Annotated in this window: 9 protein-coding genes; 6 read left to right on the top strand and 3 right to left on the bottom strand. The window is 34.7% G+C overall.

The features are described from left to right. The first annotated feature begins 1 nt into the window (after window position 1). Together H6622_05415 and H6622_05410 are read left to right on the top strand one after the other, a co-directional pair. Complete coding sequence (locus H6622_05415; protein MCB9060938.1) at window positions 2-1,258, top strand: aldo/keto reductase; 1,257 nt, start codon at window positions 2-4, stop codon at window positions 1,256-1,258. A 211-nt stretch (window positions 1,259-1,469) separates the two neighbouring features. Next, entirely contained in the window at window positions 1,470-2,192 is a 723-nt protein-coding gene (locus tag H6622_05410; protein MCB9060937.1) for a hypothetical protein, read from the top strand. On the opposite strand, the gene H6622_05405 is transcribed toward H6622_05410, so the two are convergent. Next, window positions 2,189-2,875 carry a M15 family metallopeptidase gene (locus H6622_05405; protein MCB9060936.1) on the bottom strand — a complete coding sequence of 229 codons (687 nt, stop codon included), beginning with the start codon at window positions 2,873-2,875 and terminating at the stop codon, window positions 2,189-2,191. The two genes, H6622_05410 and H6622_05405, sit on opposite strands and share 4 nt — an antisense overlap. A 78-nt stretch (window positions 2,876-2,953) precedes the next feature. Here H6622_05405 and H6622_05400 point away from each other — a divergent pair, with 78 nt between their 5' ends. Both H6622_05400 and H6622_05395 read left to right on the top strand, forming a co-directional pair. After that, a complete protein-coding gene (locus tag H6622_05400) occupies window positions 2,954-4,129 on the top strand; it encodes a hypothetical protein (GenBank protein ID MCB9060935.1) in 1,176 nt (391 codons plus the stop codon). Between the two features lie 246 nt (window positions 4,130-4,375). Beyond that, a complete protein-coding gene (locus H6622_05395; GenBank protein MCB9060934.1) occupies window positions 4,376-4,576 on the top strand; it encodes a hypothetical protein in 201 nt (66 codons plus the stop codon). A 181-nt stretch (window positions 4,577-4,757) separates the two neighbouring features. Here H6622_05395 and H6622_05390 read toward each other — a convergent pair whose 3' ends face one another. Further along, a complete protein-coding gene (locus H6622_05390) occupies window positions 4,758-5,903 on the bottom strand; it encodes an ISNCY family transposase (GenBank protein MCB9060933.1) in 1,146 nt (381 codons plus the stop codon). 150 nt (window positions 5,904-6,053) lie between these two features. On the opposite strand from H6622_05390, the gene H6622_05385 reads away from it, so the two are divergent. Both H6622_05385 and H6622_05380 read left to right on the top strand, forming a co-directional pair. Next, window positions 6,054-8,903, top strand: a complete 2,850-nt coding sequence (locus tag H6622_05385) for a BspA family leucine-rich repeat surface protein (protein ID MCB9060932.1) — start codon at window positions 6,054-6,056, stop codon at window positions 8,901-8,903. 60 nt (window positions 8,904-8,963) lie between these two features. Further along, on the top strand, window positions 8,964-10,769 hold the full coding sequence (locus H6622_05380) for a hypothetical protein (protein ID MCB9060931.1): 1,806 nt from the start codon (window positions 8,964-8,966) through the stop codon (window positions 10,767-10,769). A 2-nt stretch (window positions 10,770-10,771) separates the two neighbouring features. Here the strand turns inward: H6622_05380 and H6622_05375 are convergent, their stop codons facing one another. Continuing rightward, window positions 10,772-16,474 (bottom strand): hypothetical protein, encoded by a 5,703-nt coding sequence (locus H6622_05375; GenBank protein MCB9060930.1) that lies wholly within the window; start codon window positions 16,472-16,474, stop codon window positions 10,772-10,774. Window positions 16,475-16,718: the final 244 nt, after the last annotated feature.

Raw genomic sequence — 16,718 nt, 5'->3', positions numbered from 1 at the left:
TATGGGTGTGATTGGTTTTGGGGCCTATAGGGTAAGCGTCACCTCTAGAGGACACTATGAAGCATTAGAGCTGGCCATAAAAGACGGTGTCAAATTAATCGATACTTCCTCAAACTATACAGATGGAGAATCAGAGGAATTAGTCGGGGCAATCCTGAATGATTATCCAAACATTCCAGTAAAAGTTATTTCAAAAGTTGGTTACATCCAAGGAAAAAATCTCGATGTAATTGAAGAACTAAATAAGAATGGAAAAGCTAAAGATGATTTAGTCGTGATAAATGAACATCTTAAACATTCCATTCATCCTGAATTCATTGAAAACCAACTTGAATTATCCCTAAAAAGAATGGACCGCCCATATATTGATTATTACCTCTTGCACAATCCAGAATATTTTTTAAAAACTGAGGCCGCAACTCAAGATGAGTATTATCGTCGCATTGAAAAAGCATTTATCAAATTAGAGGAGCTATGTAAGACTCAAAAAATTGGGGCCTATGGAATAAGTTCAAATACCTTTGTTTCCAATTCTGATGATTTTGAATTTACTGATCTTACTAAAGTCTTAGAAATTGCTAAAAAGATTAAGGCCAAAAATTTTAAGATGATTCAATTTCCAATGAATCTCATAGAGCTTGGAGCTTTACACAGACAACTTGAAGGGAGAAATCTTATTGAAGTTGCTAAAGAAAATGGTCTCATCACTGTTATCAACCGACCACTTAATGCTTTTTCCGATCATGGACTTGTCAGACTAGCTGAATATGATAAGACTCATGTTTTCCCAACATTCAAAGAAGTTAATGAACTTTTTGAATTATGTAAGAGTAAAATTGATGAAAAGTGGAAGACGAAACAAGATGGAGAAGGAGAAGATATTTGGCAAATTCCACTTCTAAAACAAGTAAAAGATATATGGACAAATCTCCCAACCCCGGATGCCGTAGACCAAGTTTTTCATGGACATTTTTTTCCATTCCTGGCCAACCTATGGGGTGAAAAAGGTCTTAGCGCCAAAGAGGCCGAACCTTTTTTTAAAATGTATGAAACGGCCGAAATTCTTTCTCGAAAAGTTATGGATACCAAGGCCAAGGAGTTCCGTAGACAGGCCATCCAAGGCAATCTCATCCCGGACAATCCCAATAAAACTCTTTCCCAGCTAGTGATAGAGAAGTATTTCGAGATTGGAGTTGATTACGTACTAGTTGGCATGAAGAAAATGCCTTATGTTGAGCAATTAAAGACTTATTTTTAAATTCAGCATGTTATAAGGATCTGATTTTTTAACCACAAAAAGTGGGCACAAAAATTTTTTTTGTTAAGAAATATAACGGATTCAAATCTTTAGATTCAAAGATGTAAGCTCCACAAATCACTGAAATATAAGACTAATTAAGTATTTATAGGCCGTATAGATTTTTTGTAGGACTATAATGGAAAAATAGAATTTGACGAGGTAAATACAGGTGGAAACTCAAACAATGGAAAGCTTTTCTGAATATCAAGAAATAGAAAATGGTATCCAAAACCCGCTTTATCACAATTTGTATATTGGGACTATCTTATGGGTCGTTATCGCAGTCTTAATGGGTTTGTTTTTATCTCCCGAGTATTTCTCTGTTGATTCTTGGTCCATCATTGTTGTATCAGATATTGTTTGTATCTATGTCATCAGATTTAGAGGGGCAAATGTTAAAAATGTTTATCTCTATTCAATGATCACTGGACTTATACAAATGACTTATCTTGTTCATCGTTATGATTTTCATTTGGCCTATATATTATTACTTATCGGTACCAGTGCTTCGACTGCTGGTTCAATGATTCATGCTGATAATAAGCATATCTGGAGTTATGGGATTTTCGCCACTATATGTTCACTTTCTATTTTGTTTATTGATAACTCTAATTCTGAACTGGTGGCCTTTGGTTTTTCTTCGGGAATTATCTTCTTTACAGCAACTACTTTTGCAAACAAGAAGCTTAAAAATGAAAACATTAGAATACGTACTCAATTAGAAGAAGCAAAAAAGTATGCTCACGATATCAATTCTCCGTTATCTGTTGTGAAAGGTCGAATTCATCAAGTTTTGCGTGAAGAAAATTTAGATCCAAGAATTCGCAATAAGCTCGAAAATGCAGATAAATCAGCTGATAAGATAGCCAGTATTGTGAAGGCCGTAGATTAGACTCTCAAATTAATAAATGTTTTAAAGATATAATCTAACTCTTCAAGTATGACATCTTTGAGTTCAATTTCACTACTCCTAATAAGTTCTCTAGCATATTTTACAGAAATGAGTTTTGAATATTCTTTGGAAACAGGGTAATAGCTTAAATGCCATCTTTCAGGAGAAACTCCCCCATGGTCAAACTCATAGGGCCTAAAAAAACCAAAGGCCTTATTTGTACTTATCCTTTCACTAAGCCAAAAATGCAATCGAGAGAATATTCCATTATCTGAATACTCATCAGGGGAGAGTTTTAATTTATAATCCTTTGACGGGAGGGCATTTGCGTCAAATACATCTATTTCGCTGCCCCAATGGTGACGACTAAGGCCCGGCAGCGCACTAAAACGTAAAATCTTGAATATCAATTCTCTATCCGTGAGATTTTCTCTTTCAATGATTTTCCCTTGATCATCATGAATCTCTCGAAGACCTAGAATTTTTTCATTCCAAATTTTAAGTTGCCGATCAAAGGATCTAAAAGCACTGGCAATTTGTAAATCAATACCCTCCGAAGCTGCCGCAAGTCTAAGACTAAGAAAAGGACTAAGTGCATTTTTGTGAATTTTTCCGTAAACCTGTTCGTGTACGTCCAAATGTTCTTCACTTTTTCCACTAAGTATTGCTAAAATCTTATTCATAGGACAAGTATATCAAAATAATTTCAAACGGCGATAAAAATATAGAGATGTGCCGACTTCTCAAAAAGAAGAATTTATATGTTTAAAAAAAAAGAACTTATAGAATATATTCAAAAAGTAAAAGAAGAACTTGATCATTTAAAAAAGAGCTTTGCTAATGATCCAATCAAATTATATGAACATTTTTGGCAAACGAGAAGGGGACATGAAAAAAAATTAAATTCTGCAGATGAATGGAATGATACAAATAATGAGAGATGGGATTTTATTAACCCATTTAATGATGAGTTGGAAATTTTAGAAGAGGAAATAATTCAGTTAGCTCCAGTCGTCGCGATCAAAGATAAGAGTAAGACAGATGATCTAAGAAACTTTCTCTACCATCAACATTTGAAACGATTCGATTTAATAGGCAAAATTGGCGATGACAAAAGTTTTGAAATCATCAAGAAAGCAACGATAGAAGAATTTACAAAAAAATACTATGATGCTTCTCCATATATCGTTCAGGGATTAATAGAAATTGGGAGAATTGAAAAATATCACGCAGGCGTTGTAGATCTCTTTAAAAAAAGTTTTGATGAATTTTATCTAAATGCGATAAAGGATGGTGAATTAATAAACAGTGTATCGATGCAATCGTTTGCTTTTGGTTGTGCAAACCTAGGAGAAATTGAACTGATTGATTCACTCCTAAAAGCATATAATTACTGCTCCTCAGAATACTCTCATTATGAGATCAATAAAGTTACTGGCCCCATTGCATTAGCGCTTTGTTTTCTTGGATATAATGGGAAAGTAAAGTTTATTTCGAAATTTCTTGGTAAATATGAAGAACTCTATGAGGGTAGTGATTTTGTGATGGATAATCTCTATGCATTATGGCTTCTAAAAAAGGATGAAGATTCTGCGTTTGAATATTTTCAAGATCATGAACAAGGTCTGGGAAAATCTCTCTGCGCACTTGCTGATTTAAATGCCAAAACCTACCTCCAAGAGATAAAAAATAGAATCAGCAGTGTAACTGATCCAATTATTTTAGAAGTCTTTAAAGAGGCCATCAAGCGTCTTGAAACTCAAACAGAATTACCTCTACCAAGTGAACGAATGATCTGGTTATACGGGAAAAAGTCAACCACGGAACTAGTCTTAGGAAGTGAAACCGATAATGAATTTGTCCGAAGGGCCAGAAAAAATTCAAATAATAACAACATCTTTGAAATCACAGAAACAGATGAAGACATTGATTCATGAAGTTCCATAGAGCTCAACGATTTCGCTAAGTTGTAATGTTGCCCATAAAAAGACTCACGCTAAAGAGCTGATAATTGAATGGGCAAAAATGTAACTTATTAATATTATTAAAAAATAAACTTTTATTTAAGCTCATCTTTGTCACAGCCTATAATGCTTAAATGAGGGGAAAATTGACAAAATAAGTATAGTTAATAAGTCAATAATCCGAAAAATATGGTGGACAGTATTTATTAGGAATTACATATGGGTGATATTAAAAAGTACATTTCAATTTTATCCGTTTTAATTTTGTTTTTTTCTTCGTGTGTTCCTTCAAGTGGAGGGAAAAAGAGAGAGAAAAAATCGACAGACTTAGCACAAACTTCCGGACAAACTCTGATTGATGATGACGCAGAGATTTTTAATAAATACTCAAATGGAGGCACATTAGATCTTTCTCTGTAACTACCTGAGAAAAATGTCCTATTTGATGTTAAGCGATTTTGACCAACACCTGCTTAATGTAATTAGTTTTACGGACAGATTTCCATAAATTGTAACCTTTTTAAATCTTTTTTTAGTTTCCTCATATTTACTTCCCCTTACAAACTACTTTTTAAGGTAATTTGACCCTATTATTTTTTCATCATGCGACCCTTTTTAAATCCTCAAAACATTCATAGGCCAGTTTCACTCCATTTAATAAAAACATTTCCAACTTTCCATCTCTGTATCGCCTAATCTCCACTGTTTTTCCAATAAGTGAATGGCCATTTTCCCTTGAGACAAGGTATTTATGGCCTTCAAAACTTAATATTTCCCCTTCACCTATTTTTCTATGATCTCTAATCGTCAAAACTTCATTGAGATCTATTAGTTCTTCAAGTTTTCTATAAGCTGGTCTTTGATCTTTTGCAGATACTGAGAACTTCAGGTTGTAGGCAGTGATAAACTCTTCTAAGTACCTATTTGCAGCTTCAATATTCTTTATCCCTCTAAGCCTAATTTCTGAACAAAGCCTGTCCTGAAGGGTTTTAAATAGCCTCTCAATCCGTCCTTTCGCTTGAGGACTGTTGGCCTGAATAGAGATAATTCCAAGCTCGTTCATGGCCCTATTCATATTTGTAAAACCCTGTCTTTTCCCGCCACCATAAATTCCGGCCTTATCAGAATAAAGCATTTGGAAGACACCATATTTATTAATTATTTGTTCCACCACATCCATCGCTGCAAAAGTTGTCTCTGTAGGAGTAAATTTCGCAGCTAAAATCTTTCCAGTGGCATCATCAATGGCAGCAGTCAGACAAAAAGGTGAACAGTCATGAATCCAGCGATGAGGGCTTCCATCAATTTGAACCATTAACCCTTCTTTCTCATAACGCTTTCTTCTAGGGTGAGATTTTCTTTTTGCTTTTTTCTGGTAGGGAATAATCAGGCCCTCTTGTAGTAAAAGGTTTCTAATAGTGGTGTAAGTAGGGATGCTGTCAAATTCATGAGAATTATTTTCGCGTAGTTTTTCAATAAAGTGAACGAGATTAAGGCCGTTATATCTTCCAAGATAAAGTTGAATAATTTTATTGGATACTTTCATTGATGTTTTATTGTGAGGTATTCGACCTTTATTACCATGTATTAGAGAAGCAACACCTTGTTCTCTAAACCCTTTCACAAGCCTCCTAAACTGTCTTTCACCAATTTCTAAAGCACAGCAAGCATCTTCAGATCGAAGTTCACCGTTAAGATACTGAGAGATAATATCTATCCTAATCTGTTGTTTTGTTTTAAAATTCATAAGACCGACCTCCTTGTTGGTATTTGATTGTTTTTTTGTTTAATCAAATAATACCAACATTGCAGGTGGTCGGTCTTTTTCGCTTACTAAATAATGCGTGACATCTTTGAGTAGTATCTACACACATTAGATCTTTCTCGTTGGGTTGGAATGGGGGAAAAGATTGAACTCGATGGTTCAGAAGTGAAATTTCAAAAAGAAAACACTCTGGGAATTTCTTGTCGTCAGTGGTTATTAAGTCAGGATGAAATCAATTCACTTGAACAAGTATCTGTGGAACAAAGTATTTTGGATAGTAATCACAATATAAAAGAAACATTTGTCAATATTGGATCTTGTCCATACGAATCTTCTTTCAACGGACAGAAAGTTTGTGAATACTTACCCATGGATGCAGTTAAATCTACTGCAAAACCGGTTGGAAATTGTGAAGAGTCTAGCTATATACGTTTAAAACTTCTCTTTAAAATTGGGCAAGTGAATAGAGAAATTGTAGAGAACATGAATAAGGATAAATCTTGGGAAGCACCTCAGTGGCTGATGACTTATTTTCGCGGAGTAGCTTTGAAATACTCTTCTCTAGGTATTGATCCTGAAGCATATGCTCTTAGGCTCGCTAGAGGATATGGTGTTGAAGGTAGCTATACTGAAAGTCAATTCAAAGATGAAATGAATTTATTGGCAAATGGGGGATTGGAAAGTAATCCAACTAAAACGATTTCAACAGGATCAACTACTGGAATTGAATACAAAAATAAAAACGCTTCAATCACCTCTAGTGATATTCCGATTCCCAATGAGCAAGCACAGTGCATAGGAACTGATGCACATGAATCAGTTTGGAAAATAAACTCTGAATACAATATTGTTGAGTTACCACTCAAAAATAAAAGTGAGTATTCCTATGATTTTACGGTCTGCTGGGGAGATGGAACGTTTGATGAAATCAATTCTCCAACAGATCCCAAGAGAATTCACACATATGACTCTAGTTATAACGGTAAAAAAGTGACAGTGAGAATTAAAGGTAAACTAGAAGGATGGGGAAATGAAAAGGTGGCAGGCAATAAGACTCTTAGAAATATTGTCGCCGTCAACAACCTTGGTTCTTTAGGATTTAGAGATTTAAGTTGTGCTTTTTACAACGCCCAATTTCTTGAGTCATTAAAAGGTGGAGATCTTTCAAAAGTCACAGATGTCAACCATATGTTTGCTTGGAATGCTCGTCTTCATACAATCGATTCTTCAAGTTGGAACACTTCAAATATAACAAACATGAGTGGGATGTTTGCCGGAGCAATATTTTTATCAACTTTAGATTTTTCTAACTGGAATACATCAAAAGTAATCGATATGAGTTTTATGTTTTCAGGTGCAAATCAACTTAAATCTTTAGATGTCTCAAATTGGAATACTTCAAATGTAGTAAAGATGCATCAGATGTTTTCTTATTTATCTAATTTAAAGACCTTAAATTTAACAAACTGGAAAAAGTCAAATGTAAAAAACATAGATGAAATGTTTCATGACTTAAATCCAAATTTAATAATTTATTGTTCTGAAAGTGAATTTGCAGGTAGGGCATGTACCAAAATTCCTGTATATGAATGGGCGGCCTCCGGATGGGGTGAGTGTAGTAAAAGTTGTGGTGGTGGTTCTGCTTTTCAGGTAGTAACGTGTAAGGATATAGCAAATAATGAAGATGTAGATTTCGAGTATTGTAAAACCCTAGGATCACAACCTCCAAGCTCCATATCCTGTAATACACAGCAATGTGAGGAAATTTCAACTTATGAGTGGAAAGAAGGAGGATGGAGTGGATGTAGCAAGACCTGCGGAGGGGGAACTAATTCTCAAACAGTCAGTTGTGTTAATAAACTTACTATGGGTGTTGTGAATGATAGTTTTTGCAATAATATACCTAACAAACCTGCAACGAGTATAGTTTGCAATACTCAAGCTTGCATTGAAGATCCAACCTATAAATGGTTTGAAGGGGGATGGAGTGGATGTAGTAAAACTTGCGGAGGAGGTACTCAATCACAATCCGTTACTTGTGTTAATAAAGCTACAATGGGTGTTGTAAGTGATAGTTATTGCAGCAATATTCCTAATAAACCTGCAACAACTACAACTTGTAACATTCAATCTTGCGTAGAAAATACAGTTTATGAATGGCATCAAGGCGGATGGGGTGATTGTAGTGCAACCTCAGGCAGTGGAACTAAAACTCAAACTGTGACCTGCATCAATAAATCAACCAGTGCAACTGTTGCTGACAGTTATTGTCATAACTCTGGGACAAAACCTGCAACGACAACTATATGCCAACCACCAGCAAGCACTGTTATAAAAACATATGAATGGTTTACTGGTGAGTGGGGGAGTTGTTCTAAAACATGTGATACTGGAACAAAGACAAGAGATGTCCGTTGCGTTGAAGCTGGAACACAAATTACAGCAATCCAAAGAAGTTACTGTGAAGGACTACCACCTGTTAGTGAGGCCAACTGTAATATTCAGTCCTGTGAAATTCAATGTGATGAAAATGAAAATGGGCCAGATGATAAAATTAGTGGAGGGAGAAGATATATTGGAGATGCTGCAGAAGATTCTGACTCGGCCACTGTGATTGAGTCAAAATTTGAAATGGAACATACAACAACCCTAAACGGCTCAACTGGTTATGGTTGTGATTCCCAAGACTGGTATTTTTTCGTTCCTCATGGGCACGATGATTCAATCTATACAAATGTTACTGTCAAAATTTCAGGAATTTTAAAAGGAAGCGATTTAGATCTTTATCTTTATGATGATGATTCTGAAAAAGAACTTCATGAAATTGGAAAATCTACCAATTCAGGAAATGGGGATGAAAACGTAAGTCTAAAATTAAATAATGGACATCTCTATTACATCAAAATCATTCCTAAAACCCCTGGAAGTAAATCTACTTATAAATTAGATATGTCCCATTCAGTGATTCTTCTTGAAAATTAATAAATCTGGGGATTTTTTACTGCCTAGAGTTTATTTTTGTAGTCTTTTAAAATTAAACTCATGTTTAAAAATAAGTCGACGTTATTGTTAGAATTCTTTTACTTCATCATCTTGATTTTGCTAGTCATCTTTTTAAATAATTGTGTCTCTCAAGGCCTGGATACGTGGTGGCATTTAAAACTTGGCCAAATAATGAGCGAAACTCGCTCCATCATTCGGGAAGACTCCTTTAGCGTTTTAGCACAAGGTAAACCATTTATTGCTTACCAATGGTTAGCTCAAGTTCTCTTTTTTCAACTTTTTGACATTGGTGATTTTTACTTAAAAACATTTGCTCTTGGTATTGTTTTATCAACTTTATTTGTCCTCCATAAGAAAATCCTTTTTGCTTTAAAAGATAAACTCATTCATTTTGCCTATTTTTTTATGACGGCCTTTGTAATTGGTATGCGCTTTGAAATCAGGCCCCATCTGTTTGGAATATTTTTTAGTGCAATTTTAATTGCTACTTTATGGGACTGGATAGGGGATCAAAAAATTAAAAAACTTGTGATTATCCCGATAATTCAGGTTTTTTGGGTGAATACTCATGGAAGCTTTATGTTGTCTCCCTTTTTTATTTTTATTTTTGCTTGCCTCTTCTATCTTACGAAGTTTGGCCTTTTAAAAGGCGACCTTCAAATAAACTATTCCCATAAGTCACTAAAACAATTATTTCTTCTTTTTCTCATAACTTTTCTTGTCTCATTAATTAATCCCTTTGGTTTTGAAATGCTAAAAAAATCTTTTCTTATGTATTTTCAAGATCAATATATGCGCCAAAACATTGTCGAATGGTACAGTCTTATCAAAGTTAAATGGGGTTTTTGGACCTATATTTGGCTGATTTTTAACCTTTCAACATGGGGAATTTTATATAAGTATAGAAAAAAGATAAGCACAATTGATTTGGGAATAGTCATTCTTGCAACTTATTTTCCTTTTTCTGGAATTCGCTATACACCTTTATCTTGTATATTGATGTTGCCAGTTGTGGTGAAGTTTTTAAAAGATAAAGAGATTAAAAAAATAAATTTTCCGGTTTTATTAAGCCTACAAGTTGTCATCACTCTGTTGATTGGAATCTATGGATACCCCTTGTGGTTTGGGGTTTATCGTCCTAAAGGCCTTGGTTTGATGTATAACAATATCCCTAAGGGAATTATTCAACATCTAAAAGTAAATCATTATGAGGGGAATATGATGAATACCTATAATCATGGAGCATTCATTACTTATTTTCTCTCACCTAAGATAAAACCTATTATAGACTCTCGGACTGAAATCTATGGAGAAAAACTCTACTTAGAACATAAAAATGCTTTCGAGCATCCAGATTTATTTTTCCCATATCTAGAAAAATATAATATTGATTTTATTATGGTTCCAAACAATCAAATTCATGTCAGAAATATTCTTTTCAAGCATCCCGAATGGAATTTCGAAAAGTCTGATCTTGGCCACGATCTTTTCGTAAGAAGAAAGGTAGCAAAAATATTTGAAAGAAAATTTTCAAAACAAGAAAATATACAAATAAGTCAAAAAAAGAAAAGATGCCTTATCTTAAGTTGGAGTGGAAACTGTGAACAAACAGAAGACTGTCAGGAAGAGTGTAAAATGAATATTGATCAAATTGCGCAAGAGCTAAATTTGGATTCTAACCTTTGTCTGTTTTTTATGTCATCTTGTATGAAATTGCAGTTTGCCTGTGGAAATTGCCGTGATTTCTGCGCCCATTATAGTGACGTTTATCAGACGATAGATGAACCGTTTAAAACAAAACTATTTCCAAGTATTAACCCTAGATTGTGTCCTGTCGCTAAATAGTCTTAATTATCATAGATGTGCTTCAGACCTGAGACAATATAACGTTTAGAGATGATTTCAAAGATATTGCGTCCAGTATCCTTACTAATATCATTTTTTGTATAATTATATTTTTTATTCATCACCTTATCGTAATTTGTAACCCTCGCAGGTTCTTCACTGCTCTTTTTACGATAGTTGAAGTTAAACTTATTATTTTTACCTTTTTTAACGAGTCCCTTTCCACCTTTAGGAGCAAGCTGATCAATTTTTTCAAGTACTTTTTCAACAGCTTGTTGTTTTGCCGGACTTAGTCCTTCTGTGGTAATCTCAGCAATCTGTCTGCCCATATCTCCACCATACTGAGGGACATCTTCTGGTAGAAATTTCTGCAACATTTCTTTATGAAATTCAGGAGTGGTTGGAATCGGGTCTTCTCCATTTTTTATTCTTTCATCATTTACTTTTTTAAGCTGATCGTTGTGTGCATTTTTCATACTGGCAGCAAGTTGTCCAATTTTACCAGCGTCTAAATTTCCTCCAGTCACTCCACCAGAATAGATCTTATCCAACTCAGTATTAAGTTCTTCCATGGTTGTATTACCTTCAAAATCACCTAGGGCAACACCTCCAGCAATCTTATCACATCCATTCATACTTGCTTTCATGCAGGCATTTTGTCCGTCACTATTAGTCACATTTTTACATTCACATGTTCTATCAAAATTGCATGAAACGGTATAACATCCTAGAGCATTAGTTTGATCTGTGGTTTCATAATTTGTTGACTGCTCAAAATAATTATTGGATCTTTTTTTCCATAATGCCTGACATGTCTGAGAATTACTTCTCTCAGTAACGTTCGGTTCTCCAGTGTCTTTATAGCAATAACATTGAGGATCTTTTAGGTCATCATGTCCATTTGGACAATTGGGTTTATTGGTTTTTTCAAAGACAGATTTAAGCTCAGTGAGTGTTACAATATTGCCTTGTGCTTGTTTAGCTTGATCCCCTGCGTGTTTTGAAAGTCTGAAGTTTAGGAATGCTTGTGAACCACTCATTGCCATTATCGCTAATGGTGTATTAAGGCCAGATGCCCAAGATGCCATATATGGAATATTTGCATAGAGAAAATGTGAAATCTTTCCAATCGCCCATCCTTGCATCATTGAAATTGCTTGTCCTTTACCCATATCAACGAGTTTGTCTTTCATTTTAGGAACTTCGGTTTTTCTTTTTTGAGATCCATCCGCTGCAAGTGCACTTGGCATAAAAGTATCGACAAAGATTTGAATGGCATTCAGACTATCCTTGAAACCTTTTACTTTTTCAGGATCATTTTCAATTTGAGTATAAAAATCAATATTGGGAGACCTAAGAAGAGAGAGTCTATACATTCTGTATTCTTCAAAATTTATAAAAGCTTCTTGATCGTTCAGAGAGCGTTTGAGGATTTCACGGATGCCAATTTCAGCAATAATATTTTTTTCTAGTTCATGATTGATTTCTTTTAGAATCTTGTCACTGTTAATTTTTAATTTGTCCAGAATATAAGCTGAATTTTGCTGTATGATTGTCTCCCAATATTGGATATATGCTTTGGCGTCAGTTGTGTTTTTTTCGTCTCTAAGTTTTTCTGCCTGATCGAGGACTTTTTTCCATTCTTTAAGTGCTTTTTGCGCGTAAGTGAGATCCTTATCCTCTTCAACATCTGTTTCAAGTTTGCATTGAGGACATTGAATTGCGGTGTTTTGGGCAAGCTTTGCAGTTTTTATAAGGTTATCGAGAACGATCTTGGGATTTTTACTGAGATCTTGTTCTGAAGCAGGTCCTCTGCCTTCGGTTGCTTTGGCGTACTCTTTTTGAGCTTTTTTGTTAATTCCATTACCTCTGTTTGCTGCTTGAGTCCAGTTGTCACCATCTGAAAAGTGGTCTCCTATAGAGGAAGCAATGTCTTTATAGGTTTCGGCATCAGTGAGATATTCTGCTACTGAGCTGCCAATTTCGGAAATTTTGTTAGTTATTTTAGAGCCTAGAGTTTCTTCTGGTTGTCGAGATGAAATTTGGTCTGCAGCTACTTCTACAGGAGGTGGTTTTTGATTGTTCTGATCTTGATCTGAAGATGTATTTTTTGAAACACTTTCTTCTAGAGGAACTTTATATCCATACTTTTTGTCATATTCTCTTTTTTCAGTTATGTCTGGGTTGTTAAAATCAGGATTTTTTCGAATTTCTCCTTTTTCAATTGCAGCTTTTACATTTTCTTCCCTTGTTTGATCTAATAGTTCTTGTGTTGCTTTTATCTCTTCTTTTAAGTCAGATATTTCTCCTTGATTTTGTTGTGCGGGAGATACACTTTCTGCAGCTGTAAGGGCCAGTTTTTGTTCGTTTAGGGTTCTTCTTAGTTTAACTTCGTTTTCTGGTAAAGAGTCAGGGGGCAGTGCTTCACTTATAACTCCAGAAATTTGTTCTGAGGTAAGTGTGGTTGGTGTCTCATTATTTCTTGGAATATTATCTCTTATGTTTATATATTGATCAGTTAAATCATCTACTTGTGTTTTTAAATTCGGATTATTTTTTAAAGCTCTTTCATTCTCTGCTAGCTGTGTTCCAAGTTCCCGAAGGGCAGAATCTCTTGCCTGCTGGACTGTCTCATGGTTGAAATTTTCTGATTTAATCTCTTCAATTTGAGCTTCCTTTCTTGTTATGATTAAGACCTTCTCTTTTGCGATGCTAGCATTTTCTTTGAGCAAATTTATTTCTTGTTCTAAATCTTTAATTCTAGCAGAAGAATTAATGTCATGTTGAGCAATGATTGTGTCTTGTTTAGTTTTGAGAGAATCACTTGCATTTGGATTAAGGTTTTTTTCTTTTTCAAGAACTGCAACTTTTTCGAATGCGGTTAATTTATTAAAGTTATCTGAATTTGAGTCTGTCCTTGAAATATCTACAAGACTTTGGGCATCTTCTATCGTAACTTTTGATGGAGGGGGGTCACCAAAATTTCCTAAAATCTTTTTCTTCTCTTCTAATTCTTTTAAGTTTTTTTGTAGTACGTCCTTTTTTAGAGTAGAATCTTTATTTTCCTTCTCTTTTTGAAGTTCTGAAATTTCATTTTCCATTTGAAGTCTTGTGTCGTTTGCAACAAGTAGGTTAGGATTGTTTTCGTTCGAGTTTAATGCTAGGTCATTCTGTAACGCATCGAGCTTTTCAAGTTCATTAATTTTTTCAGTTTGATTGGAATTAGGGGTATTGACAATTTCTAATTGATTATCAATTCTGCTTTGTAATTCTTTTTGAATCGAAGCTTTTGCTTCTGCTCCTGCAGTTAATTCTTTAATTTTTTCCAAGTCTTCTAAGTCTGCAGGAACTGAGGTGTCTTTAATTATATTGTTTCCCGTGTCTATTATGTCTTGATTGTTACGTTGAAGCTCGTCGTTATTCGCAGTTAAATTATTTCTATTATTTAATACTTGCAATTTTTGAAGAGCAGATAGATTGAAGGGAGGGTCATTGATTTGAGAATGATTCACAAGAAGGTGTGAATCATTTTGAATATTTGTTAATTGTGTTTGGTTTTCGAAATTTCCAATAAAAGCAGTTTGTGAATCCTGTCTTAATTCAACTTGATTCCTGAACGCCAATGTTGCAACTTTTAAACGATCTTCCTGTCTCGTTAGATACTGTGTTGAAGCTTTTAAGTGTTGTTCTGCATCCTCAAGTTTTTTTGTTACATTCGTTAAAGCAGTATTATCGATATTATTCTCTCTCTCTAAAGCTGTTATAGATTCATTTAATTTTTTTGTTTCACTTTGAGCTTGTGTTAATTCTTGTTTTAATTCATCTAATGATTCAGGTTTGGCATCCTTTACTTTTTCCTTTAGTTCTGTTTCCTTGGCTTTACTCTCTTCTAATAGTCCCTTAGCTTTATCAAGATCCTTTTTTGATTTGCTTACTTTGTCCAGAGCTTTATCTTTCTCTGCTACAATCTTATTCCTTTCGTCTGTGAGATTTTTATTTGTTTCTGTAAGTTTTTCAATTGCAGTTGATCTTTTGATTACTTCAGTTCTTGCACGATCGAAATCTTTTCGAGCAATTTCACCTGAACTTGACGCGCCTCTTTGTTGAGTTTCCTTGATATTGTTGATGTGATCATTGATCTCTTCTTGTATTTTACCTTCTGTCGCTGTGTAATACTCAATTTTTCCCTGTGTTCTGGCCAGATAATCTCTGGCAGAAATTTCTCTAGTTTTTGTAGTTGCTGCAGAATCAGCACCATCGGCAACACCATTGGCATTTTCGTATTGCTCCGTACCATAGTAAGTTATAAAACTCTTGGCATATTCTGAAGTGTTTATGGCAAGTCCATTCTTTATAATAACGTAATCACTATCTAATCCAGTGTTCGCCTGACCTAAAAGAATCTGACCTTTTAAAGTGTTATCTCCTAATTTATCCAAATTAATTTTTTTTGTGGATTTATCATATGCTTTATCAAGCTTTTCATCTCTGTATAAAAATTGACCTGATGTGAAATTTGAGTTTGAATTTAAGTTAGTATAATTGTTATATAAGTTTTTATATTTTGTTGAAGCAGTACTTGTTTTAAGGTTTTCATAGACGTTATTTGATGTGTTGATTTCATTGTCTCTTTTTGTATAGAGATTCTTTAATGCTGATTGTTTTTCAGCTTTTAACTTTTCAAGTGCTTTTTGCTTTTCTACTACCAGTTTAGAGTTTTGTGCTCCAGGAGCAGCTTCCGTTGCTTGGTTATAAGCTGCTTCTGCCTGAGTAATTTGAGCATCATAATCATTTGTTGTTTTTGTGATTTCTGATTCATACTTATGTGAAATCTCTTGTTTTTTAATCCCATTTTCGGCGTTTATTTGATCAATTCTTTTTTGGTCTAGTTTTTCTTTAATGTCTTCAGTTTCACTTCCCTCAAATTTATCCATTGCTGCTTGGTGGAGGTAGTTTTCTGGCGTTGGGTTATTTTCACAATGTACTCCCCCTGTTAAACCTGCTGTGGCAATTTCATATCCAGCATAAACCGCTGAGGCAGTATAACCCGCTGCGATTGCTTGGTGTAGGATCTCCTTTTTTTTAGCTAAACTCTTGATTGCCTTTTGCTCTTTGATGAGAAAATCATATACTTCTGCTTGTCCATCTACTGCTCCTTCTTTAAGAGTCGCATTTTCAAAATCAGCTCTAATCTTTGCTGCTTCATCTGACAGAAATAATGTTAGCGCAACACTCCCAACCATGCTTGCTTTACCCGTCCAAGAATTAATATTCATAGATGTACAAGTCGACTGCGTTCCCGAACCCCAAAAACTAAGAACCAGATTTATCGTATCCATCGATTTTACAAATTCATCATCCTGCGCACCATCTGTATTTTCGATCGGTTTATCCATTTGATTTGCCATGGACAATGCCATATTCTCAAAACAACTTTTTCTCTCGTCTTGATCTTCCAGGTCATTACATTGAATTGATTCTTGCTGCTGTTGAATTGCCTCTTGTTTTTTGACACAAAAATTTCTGGCACTGTTCCACTCATAACCCGTTTGCTCCGTACATTCTTTGATTTTTGCACTTAGTGCATCATCGGCTAGAGCTGAATGCAGAGGAATTAAAGGCAATATACTTGATGCCCACAAAAAGAGCAGGGAATAACAAAAGGATAAAATCCTATAGATGTATGCATAAATATTTCTTTTCACTGGTCGCACACCTCAAAAGACTTATCGGCACTCTAAGTGGATAAGATGAGTCAATTATATCGCGAAGTAGAAGACAGAAAATGTCTATGAGCGAAAATAAGTATCTTGAAATGAGTAATTTCAATACGTTAGAATGTGGATGCTGTAAAAAGATCAATTAAAGAACTGACTTCCAAACGTGGCAGATTTCACTAAAATTCAATAAGTTAGAGGAAATACCCCCATTTTGTCGACTTACAGTTGG

The organism is Halobacteriovoraceae bacterium (assembly GCA_020635115.1).
Taxonomy (GTDB): domain Bacteria; phylum Bdellovibrionota; class Bacteriovoracia; order Bacteriovoracales; family Bacteriovoracaceae; genus JACKAK01.
Note: the sequence above shows the minus strand (reverse complement) of the source record. Positions and strands in the feature narration are given on the sequence as shown.